Here is a 15,629-nt window from a genome sequence, read left to right as displayed (position 1 = left end):
ATTACGGCGTGACGATCAGCGGTCCATTCGTCGTTCCGGTGGCGCGCCACTGTGGAACATACATGGATTCCACCTGCGGCGCAGGCAGCTGATAGGTTCCCGGCGTTACCGCACGCGCCAGATAAACCAGCGTCACCGGCTGCCCTTCATTCACCGCTACTGCCGCCACAAAGCGATCGTCGCGAAATTCAACGTGCTGAATATCCGCCTGCTGCATCTGCGTGACCAGCGCTTGTACTTCTGTAGCATTATCTTCAAGGCTGGCGCTGCTGTTGGCAAGGTTCTGGTTTTCCAGCTCCAGGCCCGCAGGCAGCAGATCGACCACCAGCGCGTCCGGCACGTTCTGGCTGGCCGTCACTTCAAGCTGGACGAGTACCAGATCGCCGCTACGCAGCGCGCTCAGTGATTTCGTCTGCCCTTTGGTGTCATAGATATGGCGTTCAATATGCAGCACATTGCTTGACGGCGCGGGCGCATATTCAGGATAGCCCGTGCTGTCCAGACGCAGCCACAGCGGCTGGCTACCGGTGTTGGTCACCTGAAGAGCCGACAGCTGATCGGCCGTCACATTCCGCACCTGCGCTTTATCGGCGCTGAGCGGCTGCGCATCAAGCGAGGTTTGCGCCTGCCAGTTACCCGGCAGATCCTGCAATCCTCTGGCGGCAAGGAACAGGGCGTTGGTTTCCTGCGTTGAAAGCCAGCGCTGACCAAATGCCTCTTCCGAAAGCGTCGTCAGCAGACGGTTTTGCTGGTCCGGCAGCAGATTGTTTTCTTTCAACAGCGTCAGCATCATGGCGTCATCGCGCAGCACGCTGCCGTAGTCCGCCACCCAGACGTGATTGTTGGTACGCGGCGTTTTCATCGCCAGCTGAAGCGCCTGCTCGCTGCGCGGCGCATCGCCCATCGCTTTCAGCGCGATGCTGAGCTGCAACAGCGGCAGACCAGAGGCCGCCTGTTCATGACGCTCCCAGATTTCACGCAGTGCGCCCAACGGCGCTTTCTGCTGACGCGCCAGCACCAGCGCGGCGTAAGCCTGCGCCGCAAAGCGGCTCGCCTGAGCGTTATCGCTGTAGCGAATGGTCATCAGCCCCGGCTCCTGGAGATAGCGCAGCAAACGGTTGTTGCCTTTGCTCATCGCCTCTGCCGGAACGCTATATCCCTGCTCGCTGGCGCGAACCAGGAAATCCATCACATAAGCGGTAAGCCAGTACTCTTCCTGACCGTCTTTATCCCACAGGGCAAAACCGCCGTCTGCGCGCTGCATTTGCAGCAGACGGGAGATACCAAGGTCAATCGCGGCACGGCGTTGTTCATCGCTGTCGCCTTTAATACCCAACGTTTTCAACTGCGCGGCGCTGGTGTAGAGCGACGGGAAGAGACCGCTGGTTGTCTGCTCAAGGCAACCGTAAGGATAAGCTTTCAGCTCACGGATATAGCGCGCCAGATTCAGCGGCGGTTTACCGCTCAGCAGCAACTGGCCTTGCAGGGTCGCCGGCGAGAAGTTCTGGAGCGCACCCGCCGGTATCTGCCAGCTTTCACCCGCCTGAAGCACGGTACCCAGATTCACGGTTTGTGCCGGGAAAGCCGGACGCACACCAAGTTTCCACTGTTTTTGCATCGGCGGCAGATTTTCACCCGGCAGGTTAACGCCGCTGATGGTGGCATCAATTTCCCCCTCGCCATAACCCTCCTGCGCACTGACCGGCACGAACAGCGTAACGCGCACGCCTGGATCGATTTTCAGCGGTCCCGGCTGCGAACCTTCCAGCGTTAACAGACCGCTGGTTTTAAGGGCGACGTTGAGCGTTTGCGGTTTATCGGTAAGGTTAGTGACATCCAGCGTCAGACGAGAAGTATCGCCGCTGGCGATAAAGCGCGGCATATTGAGCTCGGCAATCACCGGCGCGGCAACCACCACTTTATCTTCGCTGCTGCCAAAATCTTCTGTCGTCCACGCCTGCGCCATGACGCGCAGTTCGCCGTTAAAATCGCCAATGGGTAGCGTGACCGTACCTTCACCATTGTCATCCAGTACTACCGGCTGCGCCTGCTGAGCGATGATGTTAACGTGATTAACCGGCGGTTTACCCCCACGGTTAAGTTCGTCGCCGTCGCCACCAAAGCGCAGGCTGGCAAGACGTCCCTGACCTTCAATGACCTGACCGTAGATATCATAAATATCCGCACCGTAGCGTTTTTGGCCGAAGAAGGCTTTCCACGGATCCGGCGTCACATAGTCGGTAATGTTCAGCACGCCGCTATCTACCGCCGAGAGCAGGACGTTAACCTGTTTCGGCAGCGCGCCCTCTTTCACGCTGGCTTTCACTTTCACCGTCAGCGGCTGGTTAGGACGCATTTTGTCCGGGCTATCCAGCGCAATATTCAGACGACGATTTTCATCGCCCATCGGCAGATGCAGAATGCCAACGGCGCGTTTCGGCGTGGCCGAGCGGGATTTATCGCCGGGACGAACCACCAGCGTACTCAGATAGAGATCGTGACGGTTCCAGTTTTTATCGATGGGAATAGTGAGATCCATACCGTCGGCGGGAACGTCAATTTCCTGCCACCACAGCGGCCCTTCGCTGGACTCCACCATCGCATAGCCTTTCCCGGCGGCAGGCGCGGCGATATGCAGCTTGATACTGTCGCCCGGTTTGTAGAAAGCTTTGTCCAGCTTCATGGTCACGCGATCCGGACGCGCTGCGCCGGTACCGTCGCTATTGTCCTGCCAGCTGTAGCCAGCCCAGAAGCGCACGCTGCTGACCGTGTCATTCGGCGCTTTCACTTCCAGACGATAAGAGCCCCACTCGACCGGGAAGCTGACTTTGCCAGTGGCATCCGCCGCCAGATCCAGCGACTGTTCGCCTTCCACCAGGTCTTTCTGATCGAACTGCGACTCCCAGCCTTCGCTTTCTGACCAGTTCCAGAAATAGTCGCGACGCTCGCGGATCAGGCGAACCTGCAACCCTGAAACCGCTTTTTTCTGCCCCTGCGCGTTGGCGTAGACAATATCAAACGCCGCGTTGCTGTTCTCTTCGACCACTGGCTGATTGACGGTAGAATCGGTGCGATAGTCATACACCGCTTTGCTGGCAAACTGAGGGCGAATGCCCGGCAGGGTATCCGCCGGCCAGATTGCCTGTTCGGCACGACGGGTCACCGGACGACCGCCGGATTCCAGCAGGCTGGCCTGTAACAGTACCTGCAACGGTGAATGCGCTTCCTGCCACTGGCTGTCGGTAGAGACCTGACCGTGGCCTTTCGCATCCAGCTTCAGGTTGACCTCATCCAGAGTGCGAGAGAGGTTATCTTCGCTGACGTCGCCGAACTGGAAGCCGGGCAGTGCTTCAACCGCTTCACGCAGCGGGCGCAGGAACAGTTTGCCCTGTAGGGTGTTGCTCGCCGCCGGCGCGCCGTACAGATAATAGCCAACCACGTCAAAATTAACGCTATCGGCCGGGGCCAGCGGCGTTTTTTGCGCGGTCAGATTCAGCGCCATCCGCTCCGGCATAAAATCTTCAACGTTGAAATCCCACAGGCGCGGCTGGTTGTCGCCGGTATTGGCGCGAATGTGCCACATCCCGGTGGCGGCGCTGCTTTCCAGCGGGTAGTTAAAGCGATACAGCCCGTTTTCCGCCTTGCTCACTACCGTGCGGATCACCTGTCCGTCAGGCTTGATGACTTCCAGCTTAACCGGCTGATCGGCCAGCGCTTTACCATCGCTGTCACGCAGTAAGCCGTTGAGGATCACCGTTTCGCCCGGGCGATAGAGATCGCGCGGGCCAAACATGAAAAATTGTTTACTAAAACCCGGGTCGCCGGCGATTTTAAACTCGGCCAGATCCAGCGCCGGGAGATTAAGATCCAGCAAGGTGGTCTGCCCGTCTTTACGCGCCAGCAGCAGCGCCCCGGCTTTTTCACTTTGCAGCGTGGTGCGACCGTGACTGTCACTGGTGGCCTGCGCCAGGGTTTGCCCTTTTTCATTCAGCAGCATGACATCTACACCAGACTGCAATGCGCCGTTTTCCAGGCTCTGGGTAAAGACTTCCAGCCGGTTATGATAGCGGTGGGTCGAAAGGCCGATATCGCTCAGCGTAAACAACGTGGCGGCATTGCTGTAACTGTAATGCCCGGCCTGATTCATGACCGCAATATAAACGCCCGCCTGCTGCAACGGTTTGATGTCGCCAAGTGGCAGCATCAATTTTTCCTGGGTATTTTTGGCCGGATTGAGGTCGAAACGCCCGGTATAGACCAGGTCGGCCATCTTCAGCAGTTCATCCGATTCCCAGTTTGACAGCGAGCTGCGATATTCCCACTGGCTAACGAAAGCGGCCAGCGATTCAGGTTTCACACGGAAAAAATTAACGTCGATGTTATCAACGTTCAGCGCCATGACCGGCAGACCTTCAACCACTTTGCCCGGCAGCAGCGAACCACGGCTGGCAAATCCGACAGACGGCTGAATATTACGTGTGGTGATGGCTTTCTCAAAAGATTTGCCGAAGGTCGCTTTGTTAAGGGCGATAACGCCGCTATCAACCGTCAGTACCAGGTTGCGGTTTGGCTCCAGATGGCGCAAACGCAGTTCTTTCAGATTAGGAGCCAGCTCCCACGCGCCGTCAACTTTGCCCTCTTTTTTATCGACCAGATGAACGGTGCGGGAAAAATCCTGCTCGGGATCGAGGGGAATAGAGAATGTCAGCACCAGCGTCGCGGCACCTTCAAGCTGGACTTCAGAAGCATCCAGCAAATTCAGCGCCTTGCCCTGACTTTGCGCCGCCAGTTTTTTAAGCTGTTCAGCATCCGGTTTTGCCGGTGGCGTTTTCGCCTGCTCTGCCGTTGAGGCCGACGCGGCTGCCGGAGCCGCCGCCTGAGTTTTATTATTGTCATCGCATCCAGCAAGGCTGAAGGCGGCCACCAGCGTAAGCGTTAGTGCCGTCAGGCGGAACTGTTTCATTTATTAATCCCTGGCCGAAATGCCGTCAATCACGGTTGACAATATTATGCGCAACTTTCAGGAATACAAAAGTCCGAATAATGGTTGTTGAATCTTTATCGCAAGATATTTTTCGTTATTGCAGGTTGTTACATCACTCACACTCTGGAAAGTAACATGTTACATCAGACGTCATTTGTTTTTAAAACAATCAGATAGATGGATTAACAGCCTGACTGACTGCTACGGTAATGCTATTGCACGGTTCTATAACAGAGGGAAGCGTATGAAACGAGCCGTTAACGCCCTACAAAACTTTGGCAAGTCACTTTACGGTCCGGTACTCATCTTACCTATCGTTGGGTTATTTATCGCCTTTGGTAACATCCTGGGTAACGGTAATCTGGCTGAATACCTGCCTTTTCTCGGCTATCCACTGGTGCAAAGTATCGGGCAACTTATTGCCAAATCCGCCGTGTCGGTGCTGGTCAATCTGGCGCTGGTGTTTGCGGTGGGCATTCCCATCGGCCTCGCCGCGCGGGATAAGGGCTATGCGGCACTGATCGGCCTGGTGACGTTCGTGGTGTTTATCAACGCCATGAACGTGACGTTACAGCTTCAGGGCGCGCTGGCTCCCGCCGGGCAGATGCGCGCCGCCGGGCAAAGTATGGTGCTGGGCGTGCAGGTGCTGGAGATGGGCGTGTTTGCCGGGATCCTGACCGGCGCGCTTTCCGGCTATCTTTATAACCGCTATTCCGGGGTGCAATTTTCCGGGGCGATGGCGATTTACTCCGGCCACTGTTTTGTCGCCATTATCATGCTGCCGGTGTCGATTGTTCTCGGCGTGGTGATGAGCGAACTTTGGCCGTTCGCCCAGCAGGGTATCAGCACGCTGGCGCTGTTGATTAAAAGCTCGGGTGCCTTTGGCGTCGCCATTTACGGTTTTCTTGAACGCATTCTGGTGCCTACCGGCCTGCATCATCTGGTCTATACCCCTTTTCTGTATACCGAACTGGGCGGCACCTCGGATGTCTGCGGGGCGATGTATCAGGGTGCGCGTAATATTTACTTCGCTGAAATGGCCTGTCCTGACGTTAAGCAATTAAGCAGCACCGTGGTCTGGGACGCGCGCGGCATCAGTAAGATGTTCGGCCTGCCCGCCGCCGCACTGGCGATGTACGTCACCGCCAGACCGGAGCGTAAAGCGGCGGCAAAAGCGATTCTGATCCCCGCCGCGCTGACCTCAATGCTGGTGGGCGTCACCGAACCTATCGAGTTTTCCTTCCTGTTTGTCGCGCCAATGCTGTTTGTGGTCCACGCCGTGCTGACCGGCATCGGCATGATGCTGTTTTATCTGCTGGGCGTTCATGCCATCGGCGCAAACGGCATTATCGATTTCGTGCTTTACAACCTGCCGCTCGGCACGGAGAAATCCAACTGGCCGATGTACATCGTGGTGGGGCTGATTATGTCGGTGCTCTATTTCGTGGTCTTCCGCTTCCTGATCCGTCATTTCGATATGAAAACGCCGGGGCGTGAGGAAGAGGAGCAGGGGACGCGCCTGTACAGCAAGCAGGATTACCAGGCAAAAGGCCAGAATGACGGACTTGGCGAAGCGATTATCGCCGGGCTGGGCGGACGCGAGAATATCGACGTCGTCGATAACTGCTACACCCGCCTGCGCGTCACGGTCAAAGACGTCGCCACCATCGACGAGCCGCGTCTGAAGGCCACCGGTGCGAAAGGCGTCATCAAACAAGGCAATAACGTTCAGGTAGTCTACGGGCTGCATGTGAAAAAAATGCGCGAGGCCGTTGAGTCGGTACTCTGAAGGAGGCAAAAATGTTGAAACCCCCATTTATTTTATCCATCGCGGGCGGCGGTAGTACCTACACCCCTGGCATCGTCAAAAGTCTGATGATGCGGCTGGAGGATTTCCCGCTGGCTGAAATTCGCCTCTACGACATTGATGAAGCCCGGCAGAATACCATTGCGCCGGTAGTAGAAAAAGTCATCCGCGATCACAGTCAGTCGATTAAATTTACCGTCACCGGCGATCCAGAAACCGCCTTCAGCGGCACACATTTTGTCTTTGCCCAGATGCGCGTCGGCCAGTACAAGATGCGCGAAAAGGATGAAAAAATTCCGCTGAAACACGGTGTGGTGGGTCAGGAAACCTGTGGACCAGGTGGGCTGGCCTACGGGCTGCGCACGATCCTGCCGATGGTCGAACTGATCGATATGGCGGAACGCTATGCCGATAAAAAAGCGTGGATCGTGAATTACTCAAACCCGGCGGCGATTGTGGCCGAAGGCGTGCGCCGCCTGCGGCCCAATGCCCGGGTGCTGAACATTTGTGATATGCCGGTGGCGGCAATGCGCAATATGGGCGCGATCCTCGGCGTGGACAGGCATAAATTGCAGGTGGATTATTTTGGTCTCAACCACTTCGGCTGGTTTACGCGCGTGCTGGTGGATGGCGAAGATCGCCTGCCGGAACTACGTCGTCATATTGCCCGTTTCGGTCTGCTGACCGAGGATGCGGCGCAAACCGATCCCCAGCATGCCGATCCGTCATGGGTGAAAACCTGGCGCAACATTAAGCCGATTATGGATCATTTCCCCGAGTATCTGCCGAATCCGTATCTGCAATATTATTTGATGCCCAATGACATCGTGGAGCATCAGGATCCGAATTACACCCGCGCGAATGAAGTGATGAACGGGCGCGAGAAAAAGCTGTTCGCCGCCGCCGAAGAGTACAAGCGCAGCGGGATCCTGCCGGATGCGTTTCACGTCGGCGTGCACGGGGCGTTTATCGTTGATGTCGCCTGTTCGCTGGCCTTCGATCTGCGCCAGCGCCATTTGGTTATCGTCGAGAATAAAGGCGCGATTGCCAATCTGCCTTATGATGCAATGGTCGAAGTGCCTGCCTATATTACCAGCGAAGGGCCGGAGCCGGTCAGAATGGGCGCGGTGCCGCTGTTCCATCAGACGCTGCTGATGCAGCAACTTGCTTCAGAGCAGCTGCTGGTGGAGGCGACGATTGAGGGAAGCTATGAGAAAGCGCTTCAGGCTTTTACGCTGAACCGTACCGTTCCGACCATGCAGCATGCGAAGGCGATCCTCGACGATATGATCGAGGCCAACCGCGATTACTGGCCGCAACTGCAACAAGCCTGGCAAAATGGGGAGGCGATCAAATAATTTCGCCGTGGGCTTGCTTGTCGGCGTGAGAAAAAACACCGACAATTCAGGGATGATGAATACAACGGAGGCAAGCATGTCCACTTCATTTTTTGTCGCGGCCGACTGGCTGACTGAACACGCTGCGGATCCTGAAATCCAGATTATCGACGCACGAATGGCACCTCCCGGTGTGACCGATCGCGACGTCGTCGAAGAGTATCGCGCCGGGCATATCCCCGGCGCGATTTCATTTGATATTGAAGCGCTTTCCGATCATACCAACCCCCTGCCCCATATGATGCCGCGCCCGGAAGCGTTTGCAGTTGCCATGCGCGAGCTTGGTGTGAATAAAGATAAGCATCTGGTGGTTTACGACGATGGCAACCTGTTCTCTGCGCCGCGCGCATGGTGGATGCTGCGCACGTTTGGCGCTCAGCACGTCTCGATTCTGGCCGGTGGACTGGTTGGCTGGCTGCGCGACGATCTCCCGCTGGAGTCAGGGGTTGCCAGCGTGTCCGAAGGTGAGTTTGAAGCGGAATATGACAGCGACGCGGTAAAACGGCTGACCGACGTGATGCTGGTCAGCCATGAGAGGACGGCGCAACTGATCGATGCGCGTCCCGCCGCGCGGTTTAACGCTGAAGCGGATGAACCCCGCCCCGGCCTGCGCCGCGGCCATATTCCCGGCGCACTGAACGTCCCGTGGAACGATCTGGTGGTCAACGGCGAACTGAAAACGACCGATGAGCTGAGCGAGATATTTGCTCGTCAGGGGGTTGATCTGAGGAAGCCCATTATCGCCAGCTGTGGCTCCGGCGTTACGGCGGCGGTGGTCGTGTTGGCCCTGACTACGCTTGGTGTCAATGATGTGAAACTCTACGACGGCTCCTGGAGCGAATGGGGCGCACGCGCCGATTTGCCGGTTGAACCCGCGTCATAATGGATAACCGCCTGGCTCCTCTTCTTTCGCGCGGGGAGCTACTTACCCGCGCGGAATACCGTGCTCTGGCGCACCTGACGGAGCACCCTTTGTTGGTCGGCCATATCACGGTGCGGGAGCTGGCGAAAAGAACCTATGTCTCCACCGCGACGATTGTACGATTGTGTCAGAAGCTGGGCTTTAGCGGCTATAGCGAGTTTATCTGGCATTGTAAACAACTCTTGTCTGACACTCCGCATATCCGTGAGCCGTCCCCTGACACGGTTGATCATCTGCCGGAGCTGTTTGCGCGCTTTGTCGCCAACTATCAGCAGACCTTTCGCTGGGTCAGCATGGAGAAACGCCAGCGGTTCTCTGCCCTTTTGCGCGATAAAGAGAGTTTTTTTCTTTACGGCGCGGGGTTTTCTTATCTCTTCGCGGAATACCTGACCAAAAAATTACAGGTGCTGGGCAAAGCGGCGTTTATTTCCGGCCCTGGCGACAGCCGCAATATTTTTCTCAGCAACGCCGCACGCTATCAGGTATTTATCGCCGTTTCGCGTAGCGGGGAAACCGAGCAGGTTTTGGATAAAGCAAGGATCGCGAAAAATGTCGGCATGACGGTGGTGGCGTTTACCCGCGCATCGGCGAATAGCCTTGCTGCCCTGGCCGATCTGCATTTCGCGCTGTATGACGAAGCGGTGCATTTTGCGGCTGAAGCAGCCGGGATCACGTCGTTTGAATCGAATCTGGTGTTGCTGATTGATTTACTGCTGCTGGAGGCAACGGAGTAATGCACGGGATCGCGCCCATAAAAAAACCGCCTGTGCAGGCGGTTTTTTTAATGCTGGTCCGGTTCGCGGCCTTTCCAGCGGGCTGTGTTGCTAAAGCAACGCAGGTACTCCCCAGTACAGGAATAGTGCTTTTTCAAAACACTTAAGTCAAGCATCCCTATGGAATAACCACACTAAAATCATGCATACCGCCCTTCGGGGCGGCTTTCCATTCAAATAATCCGGTTCTGTTTAAAATCACGCAGGAAGCTGCCCCAGCGCTTTTCGTAGAACGGCGTGATATGCGCCAGCATAAAGTGGCTGATGCCCTTTTCACCTTCCGTGACCTGACAAAGATCGACAGGCTCGTCACCGGGCAGCGTATCGCTCGCCACGCTACCGGCAGCGTGGATAATCTCTTCGATATCCCCTTCTGCTTCAATACCAATCAGCAGGTTTGGCTGCTGATCCGCGCTTTCTTTGATCGAGCAAATAAAGGCACGCTTCACCGTTTTCAGGGTTTTAAACAGGGTAATCAGCGAGTCGATCATCTGGGCGGGTGGTTCCGCGACTTCGGATAACAGAAGCGACGTTCCCCCTTCCAGCACCTGCTGCGTGCTGAGCGGGTTGCCTTCGTCCGCAATCAGATGACTGATTTCACGCGGGGTAAATTCCTTTCCGGTGGGCAGTTTGGCATTGAGGAACAGCGTTTCGCCGAGCGTCATCTCAAACAATGTGCGCACTGGCATCACAACAAATGCCTGTTCTGCGGTGACCGCCTGCTGTAGCGCCTGCAATGAGGAAAAGAAGGGCACCACGGAGGTTCCATCGTCTTTTTCCCAGTGCTGAAGATCCAGCGCGCTATCCGCGACTACGGCTTCACCTTCGGCAGCCGTTCCCGGCACCCAGACGGTCGATTCCAGCAGGGTGCGGAAAAATGCCGGACGGTGTGCCGGTTCGGTCGCCGCCTGCTCCAGCAGGGATTCTAATTCGTTTTTTGTGTCGGACATAAGCTCGCTACTTCAAAAATGCCGGGTGGCGCTCCGCTTACCCGGCCTACGGTTCGCTGGGGAATTAAGTGAAGCGCAACAGTGGGTAAGGCGGGTAAGCGACACGCCCCCGCCACACGATTTACTCTGCGATCAGCAAATTCGCAAGGGTGCGCACGCCAAGGCCGGTCGCACCTGCGGCCCACTGTTCCACTGCGCCTTTACGGTAGGTCGCAGAGCAGTCGATATGCAGCCAGCCCTGCTGGTAGTTTTCCACAAAGTGCGACAGGAACCCGGCGGCGGTACTTGCGCCTGCCGGATAGGTGGCGCTGCCGGTATTGTTCAGCTCGGCAAAGTTAGACGGCAGCTGGCTACGGTGGAACTCGGCCAGCGGCAGACGCCAGAACGGTTCATTCTCTGCCTGCGCGCTCGTCAGCAGACGGTTTGCCAGCGCGTCGTCGAAGCTGAACAGCGCGTGATAGTCGTTACCCAGCGCGGTTTTCGCCGCCCCGGTCAGGGTTGCAGCATCAATCAACAGCTCCGGCTTCTGCGCCGAGGCATCAATAAGGCCGTCCGCCAGCACCAGGCGGCCTTCGGCGTCGGTATTCATCACTTCAACGGTTTTGCCGTTACGATAATGAATAATATCGCCCAGTTTGAATGCGTTACCGCTGACCATGTTGTCAGCACAGCACAGGTACAGTTTCACGCGCTTGTTGAGGCCACGCTGAATAGCGAATGCCAGCGCCCCGGTCACCAGCGCCGCACCGCCCATGTCGGACTTCATTGAGTCCATAAAGGCGCTTTGTTTCAGGCTGTAGCCGCCGGTATCGAATGTAATTCCTTTACCCACCAGGCAGGCATAGACCGGGGCGTTTTTATCGCCCGTCGGGTTATAGTCGAGGGCTAACAGGACTGGCTGACGATCGGAACCACGGCCGACGGTATGCAGCCCGAGGTAATTCTGCTCGCGCAGATCTTCACCTTTGGTAATACGATAAGAGACCTGCTCGCCCGCCACGCCGGACAGCAGATCCACCGCACGCTGTGCCAGTTGCTCAGGGCCAACCTCTTCGGCTGAGGCATTGATAATATCGCGCACCCAGTCGATGATTTTCAGACGACTATCCAGCTCTTTCTGCTCTGCTGCTTCCAGCGTCGCCCACTCCACTTTACGGCTGCCCTTCGGCCCTTTATAGCCCTGCCAGAAGGCCCAGCTGCGATCTGCATCCCAGCCTTCGCCGGCCAGCTGAACGTGTTTAATGCCCAGCCCGTCGATTTTACGCGCCGCGCGCTGGATCAGGGCCAAATCATCTTTACCGTTCAGGTGCAGGGAAATGCCGTCATTGTTGATGCTGTAAGCGGCTTTCTCACCCCAGCGCGCGTCGGCGGGCTGCGTGGAAAGCGTAATTTTCATGGCGTCGGTTGTCATCGTTTTATCCTTTTTTATTAGCCCATGTATGCAAAAGGGCCGCCCGAAGGCAGCCCGACAACTTATTCTGCTTCATCTAACCAGACTAGCAGAATCGCCTCCAGAATTTTTTCATTGGATGCGTTTGGATCGTCATCGAAATCGTCGAGTTCGCAGATCCATTGATGCAGATCGGTAAAACGCACGCTTTTCGGATCGAGATCCGGACGGCTGTCATACAGCGCCTCGCCGATTTCGCGGCTGTCGGTCCACTTCAGTCCCATCTTAATGCTCCCGCGCGTGGTTAATGGTGTAGCGAGGGATCTCGACCACCAGATCGTCGTCGGTGACGAGCGCCTGGCAGCCTAAGCGGCTTTCCGGCTCCAGACCCCAGGCTTTATCCAGCATGTCGTCCTCGTCTTCCGTGCTCTCCGCCAGGGAGTCAAACCCTTCACGCACGATGCAGTGGCAGGTGGTGCAGGCGCACGATTTTTCGCAGGCGTGTTCGATTTCAATGCCGTTGCGCAGGGCAACGTCAAGAATCGTTTCGCCAGTCTCAGCTTCCAGAACTGCGCCATCAGGACAGAGATCCTGATGAGGCAGAAAAACAATCTTTGGCATATTAAACCTCGTCCACGGAGTGACCTTTCAGCGCGCTGCGGACGGACTGGTCCATGCGGCGAGCGGCGAACTCCTGGGTTTGCTTATCAACATTTTTAATGGCTTGTTCTATGGCGTCAGTATCATCGCCTTCGGCTGCGACGCGCAGATGAGCGGCGGCCTCGTCAATCACCTGACGCTCTGCGACGCTTAGCAGCGCGGCATCGGCAGCGAGCGCGCCGGTCAAACTCTCCAGCACGCGCGCGGCTTCGACTTTTTGCTCCGCCAGCATCCGCGCCTGGACATCCTGCGCGGCGTAGCTCATGGAGTCCTGGATCATGCCAGCGATTTCGCTATCGGTCAGCCCGTAGGACGGTTTGACCTGAATGGACGATTCCACGCCAGTAGATTTTTCCATCGCCGTCACGCTCAGCAGACCATCGGCATCGACCTGGAAGGTGACGCGAATGTGCGCCCCGCCCGCCGGCAGCGCCGGAATACCGCGCAGGGCAAAGCGCGCCAGAGAGCGGCAATCCTGCACCAGCTCGCGCTCACCCTGCATGACGTGGATGGACATCGCGGTCTGGCCGTCTTTAAAGGTGGTGAATTCCTGCGCACGGGCCACCGGAATGGTGGTATTACGCGGAATGACTTTTTCGACCAGGCCACCCATGGTTTCCAGCCCCAGCGACAGCGGGATCACATCCAGCAGCAGCATTTCGCTGTCCGGCTTATTGCCGACCAGAATATCCGCCTGGATCGCCGCGCCGATGGCGACGACTTTATCCGGGTCGATTGTCGTCAGCGGCGTGCGGCCAAAGAATTCGCCCACGCGCTCACGCACCAGCGGTACGCGGGTAGAACCGCCGACCATCACCACTTCCAGCACCTCTTCGGCTTCCACGCCCGCATCTTTCAGGGCGCGACGGCAGGCCATCAGGGTGCGCTTAACCAGCGCGGAGATGAGATCGTTAAACTGTGCGCGGGTCACCTCGCCTTTCCAGCCCGCTACCTCAACGGCGGCATGGTCGGCATCGCTCAGCGCGATTTTAGCGGCAATGGCGGCATCGAGAAGCTGGCGCTGTACACGGTCGTCGCTGCGGTCGGCCAGGTTTGCCTGCTCGCGGAAATGATCGGCCAGCAGATGATCGAAATCATCGCCGCCGAGCGCAGAATCCCCGCCGGTGGCCAGCACTTCAAATACGCCACGGCTTAAACGCAGGATGGAAATATCAAAGGTGCCGCCGCCGAGATCGTAGACGGCAATCACGCCCTCTTTACCGGAACCCAGACCGTAGGCAATCGCCGCAGCGGTTGGTTCATTCAGTAAACGCAGAACGTGCAGACCCGCCAGACGTGCGGCATCTTTGGTGCCCTGACGCTGAGCGTCATCAAAATAGGCCGGAACGGTGATCACCACGCCATCCAGTTCACCCGCCAGCGCTTCACTGGCGCGGGCGCTCAGGGCGCTCAGGATATCGGCAGAGATACGCACTGGATTCAGTACGCCCGCAGGCGTTGCGATCATCGGCAGGCCGTTCTCACTGGCCTGAAGCTGATAGGGTAAATGCGGATAACGCGCAGTGATGTCGGCCAGAGAGCGACCCATCATGCGTTTAACGGAGCTGACGGTATTCGCGGGGTCCTGGGCGGCGCGGTCGCGTGCGTCATAGCCCACAACGTGCCCCTGCGTCTGGTAATGCACCACGGACGGCAGTAAATGTCGGCCCTGATGGTCAGGCAGCGTTTCAGCCTGGCCGCTGCGCACGGTAGCGACCAGCGAGTTGGTGGTGCCTAAGTCAATACCCGCCGCCAGACGACGCTGGTGCGGCGCGGCACTCAGACCCGGCTCACTAATTTGTAATAAGGCCATAATTGCTTCCGAAATTAAAAATCGAGCAGCTTTTCTTCGAGTTGTTCTGCTGAGCTTTGCAGTTTATCGAGAAAACGTAGTTTACGCACGGTATCCGCCGCCGCTTCCCACGTCTCACGATCGAGTTGTTCCACCATATGCTGATGGCGGGCGGTATACATGCCCTTCACCCGTTTGATAAAGCCTTCCAGCCGCGCTTCGTCTTTTGCCTGGGCGATTTCATCCAGCTCTTCGCGCAGCTCGAGCTGTTCCATCAGGAAAGCGGTATCGCGCACGGTATGCTGCTCGCTGGCGAGATCGAAACCGTGCAGCGAAAGCAGGTATTCAGCGCGCATCAGCGGATGGCGTAGCGTTTGCCAGGCCTGGTTAATCGTCGCCGATTTCTGCACCGCGGCCAGCTGTTCCGCTGGCGTGCCGCTGGCAAATTTATCAGGATGAAACTGACGTTGCAGATCCTGAAAACGCGTGGTCAGCGCCTGAATATCGACAGGATAGCGAGCGGGTAAACCAAAAAGAGTGAAGTAATCCATAACAATCTTAGGGTTAGCCTGTTAAAACAAACCCCACACGCAGGGTTGCTGCGGTGGGGTTTGTTGATGACACGGGGTTAAACGTTGAAGCTTTCGCCGCAGCCGCACTCGTCTTTTACGTTCGGGTTGGTGAATTTGAACCCTTCGTTGAGACCTTCTTTGACGAAGTCGAGCTGCGTGCCGTCCAGAAATTGCAGGCTCTTGCCGTCGATCACGACTTTAACGCCTTTGTCTTCGAACACGGTGTCTTCTGCCGCCGGCTCGTCAACAAACTCCAGCACATAGGCCATCCCGGAACAGCCGGAGGTTCTCACCCCCAGACGCAGGCCGAACCCTTTACCACGGTTGGTCAGGAAGGTATTTACTCGCGCGGCAGCACTGTCGCTCAGGGTAATCGACATAG

12 protein-coding genes are annotated in these 15,629 nt (G+C 57.1%); 4 read left to right on the top strand and 8 right to left on the bottom strand.

Going from position 1 to position 15,629, the window contains the following annotated elements:
* Nucleotide 1 precedes the first annotated feature (1 nt).
* Nucleotides 2-4,963 (bottom strand): alpha-2-macroglobulin, encoded by a 4,962-nt coding sequence (locus INT84_RS06675; protein ID WP_194206176.1) that lies wholly within the window; start codon nucleotides 4,961-4,963, stop codon nucleotides 2-4.
* 265 nt (nucleotides 4,964-5,228) lie between these two features.
* Here INT84_RS06675 and INT84_RS06670 point away from each other — a divergent pair, with 265 nt between their 5' ends.
* From INT84_RS06670 to INT84_RS06655, 4 genes are all read left to right on the top strand, one after another.
* On the top strand, nucleotides 5,229-6,773 hold the full coding sequence (locus tag INT84_RS06670) for a PTS transporter subunit EIIC (protein ID WP_194206175.1): 1,545 nt from the start codon (nucleotides 5,229-5,231) through the stop codon (nucleotides 6,771-6,773).
* An 11-nt stretch (nucleotides 6,774-6,784) separates the two neighbouring features.
* On the top strand, nucleotides 6,785-8,149 hold the full coding sequence (locus tag INT84_RS06665; RefSeq protein WP_194206174.1) for a 6-phospho-alpha-glucosidase: 1,365 nt from the start codon (nucleotides 6,785-6,787) through the stop codon (nucleotides 8,147-8,149).
* A 76-nt stretch (nucleotides 8,150-8,225) separates the two neighbouring features.
* On the top strand, nucleotides 8,226-9,071 hold the full coding sequence (gene sseA / locus INT84_RS06660; RefSeq protein ID WP_194206173.1) for a 3-mercaptopyruvate sulfurtransferase: 846 nt from the start codon (nucleotides 8,226-8,228) through the stop codon (nucleotides 9,069-9,071).
* On the top strand, nucleotides 9,071-9,844 hold the full coding sequence (locus INT84_RS06655) for a MurR/RpiR family transcriptional regulator (protein ID WP_194206172.1): 774 nt from the start codon (nucleotides 9,071-9,073) through the stop codon (nucleotides 9,842-9,844). Before sseA ends, INT84_RS06655 begins: the two co-directional genes overlap by 1 nt.
* A 212-nt stretch (nucleotides 9,845-10,056) precedes the next feature.
* Here INT84_RS06655 and sseB read toward each other — a convergent pair whose 3' ends face one another.
* From sseB to iscA, 7 genes are all read right to left on the bottom strand, one after another.
* Nucleotides 10,057-10,833, bottom strand: coding sequence for an enhanced serine sensitivity protein SseB (gene sseB / locus INT84_RS06650; RefSeq protein WP_194206171.1), 777 nt, complete (start codon nucleotides 10,831-10,833; stop codon nucleotides 10,057-10,059).
* A 121-nt stretch (nucleotides 10,834-10,954) separates the two neighbouring features.
* Nucleotides 10,955-12,244: an aminopeptidase PepB gene (gene pepB / locus INT84_RS06645; RefSeq protein ID WP_194206170.1), complete on the bottom strand. Its 1,290-nt coding sequence runs from the start codon at nucleotides 12,242-12,244 to the stop codon at nucleotides 10,955-10,957.
* A 62-nt stretch (nucleotides 12,245-12,306) separates the two neighbouring features.
* A complete protein-coding gene (gene iscX, locus INT84_RS06640; protein ID WP_194206169.1) occupies nucleotides 12,307-12,507 on the bottom strand; it encodes a Fe-S cluster assembly protein IscX in 201 nt (66 codons plus the stop codon).
* Nucleotide 12,508: 1 nt separating this feature from the next.
* Nucleotides 12,509-12,844, bottom strand: a complete 336-nt coding sequence (fdx, locus tag INT84_RS06635) for an ISC system 2Fe-2S type ferredoxin (RefSeq protein WP_176917153.1) — start codon at nucleotides 12,842-12,844, stop codon at nucleotides 12,509-12,511.
* 1 nt (nucleotide 12,845) lies between these two features.
* A complete protein-coding gene (gene hscA / locus INT84_RS06630) occupies nucleotides 12,846-14,696 on the bottom strand; it encodes a Fe-S protein assembly chaperone HscA (RefSeq protein WP_194206168.1) in 1,851 nt (616 codons plus the stop codon).
* Nucleotides 14,697-14,710: 14 nt separating this feature from the next.
* On the bottom strand, nucleotides 14,711-15,226 hold the full coding sequence (gene hscB / locus INT84_RS06625; RefSeq protein ID WP_194206167.1) for a co-chaperone HscB: 516 nt from the start codon (nucleotides 15,224-15,226) through the stop codon (nucleotides 14,711-14,713).
* Nucleotides 15,227-15,303: 77 nt separating this feature from the next.
* A complete protein-coding gene (gene iscA, locus INT84_RS06620) occupies nucleotides 15,304-15,627 on the bottom strand; it encodes an iron-sulfur cluster assembly protein IscA (protein WP_176917156.1) in 324 nt (107 codons plus the stop codon).
* Nucleotides 15,628-15,629 lie beyond the last annotated feature (2 nt).

It is taken from the genome of Superficieibacter sp. 1612_C1, from assembly GCF_015234305.1.
Classification (GTDB): Bacteria; Pseudomonadota; Gammaproteobacteria; order Enterobacterales; family Enterobacteriaceae; genus Superficieibacter.
This window is presented reverse-complemented; position numbering and strand designations above follow the sequence as displayed.

Coding starts and splice junctions, on each gene's coding strand:
- INT84_RS06675 (WP_194206176.1), bottom strand. CDS start 4,963: ATGAAACAGTTCCGCCTGACGGCACTAACGCTTACGCTGGTGGCCGCC.
- INT84_RS06670 (WP_194206175.1), top strand. CDS start 5,229: ATGAAACGAGCCGTTAACGCCCTACAAAACTTTGGCAAGTCACTTTAC.
- INT84_RS06665 (WP_194206174.1), top strand. CDS start 6,785: ATGTTGAAACCCCCATTTATTTTATCCATCGCGGGCGGCGGTAGTACC.
- sseA (WP_194206173.1), top strand. CDS start 8,226: ATGTCCACTTCATTTTTTGTCGCGGCCGACTGGCTGACTGAACACGCT.
- INT84_RS06655 (WP_194206172.1), top strand. CDS start 9,071: ATGGATAACCGCCTGGCTCCTCTTCTTTCGCGCGGGGAGCTACTTACC.
- sseB (WP_194206171.1), bottom strand. CDS start 10,833: ATGTCCGACACAAAAAACGAATTAGAATCCCTGCTGGAGCAGGCGGCG.
- pepB (WP_194206170.1), bottom strand. CDS start 12,244: ATGACAACCGACGCCATGAAAATTACGCTTTCCACGCAGCCCGCCGAC.
- iscX (WP_194206169.1), bottom strand. CDS start 12,507: ATGGGACTGAAGTGGACCGACAGCCGCGAAATCGGCGAGGCGCTGTAT.
- fdx (WP_176917153.1), bottom strand. CDS start 12,844: ATGCCAAAGATTGTTTTTCTGCCTCATCAGGATCTCTGTCCTGATGGC.
- hscA (WP_194206168.1), bottom strand. CDS start 14,696: ATGGCCTTATTACAAATTAGTGAGCCGGGTCTGAGTGCCGCGCCGCAC.
- hscB (WP_194206167.1), bottom strand. CDS start 15,226: ATGGATTACTTCACTCTTTTTGGTTTACCCGCTCGCTATCCTGTCGAT.
- iscA (WP_176917156.1), bottom strand. CDS start 15,627: ATGTCGATTACCCTGAGCGACAGTGCTGCCGCGCGAGTAAATACCTTC.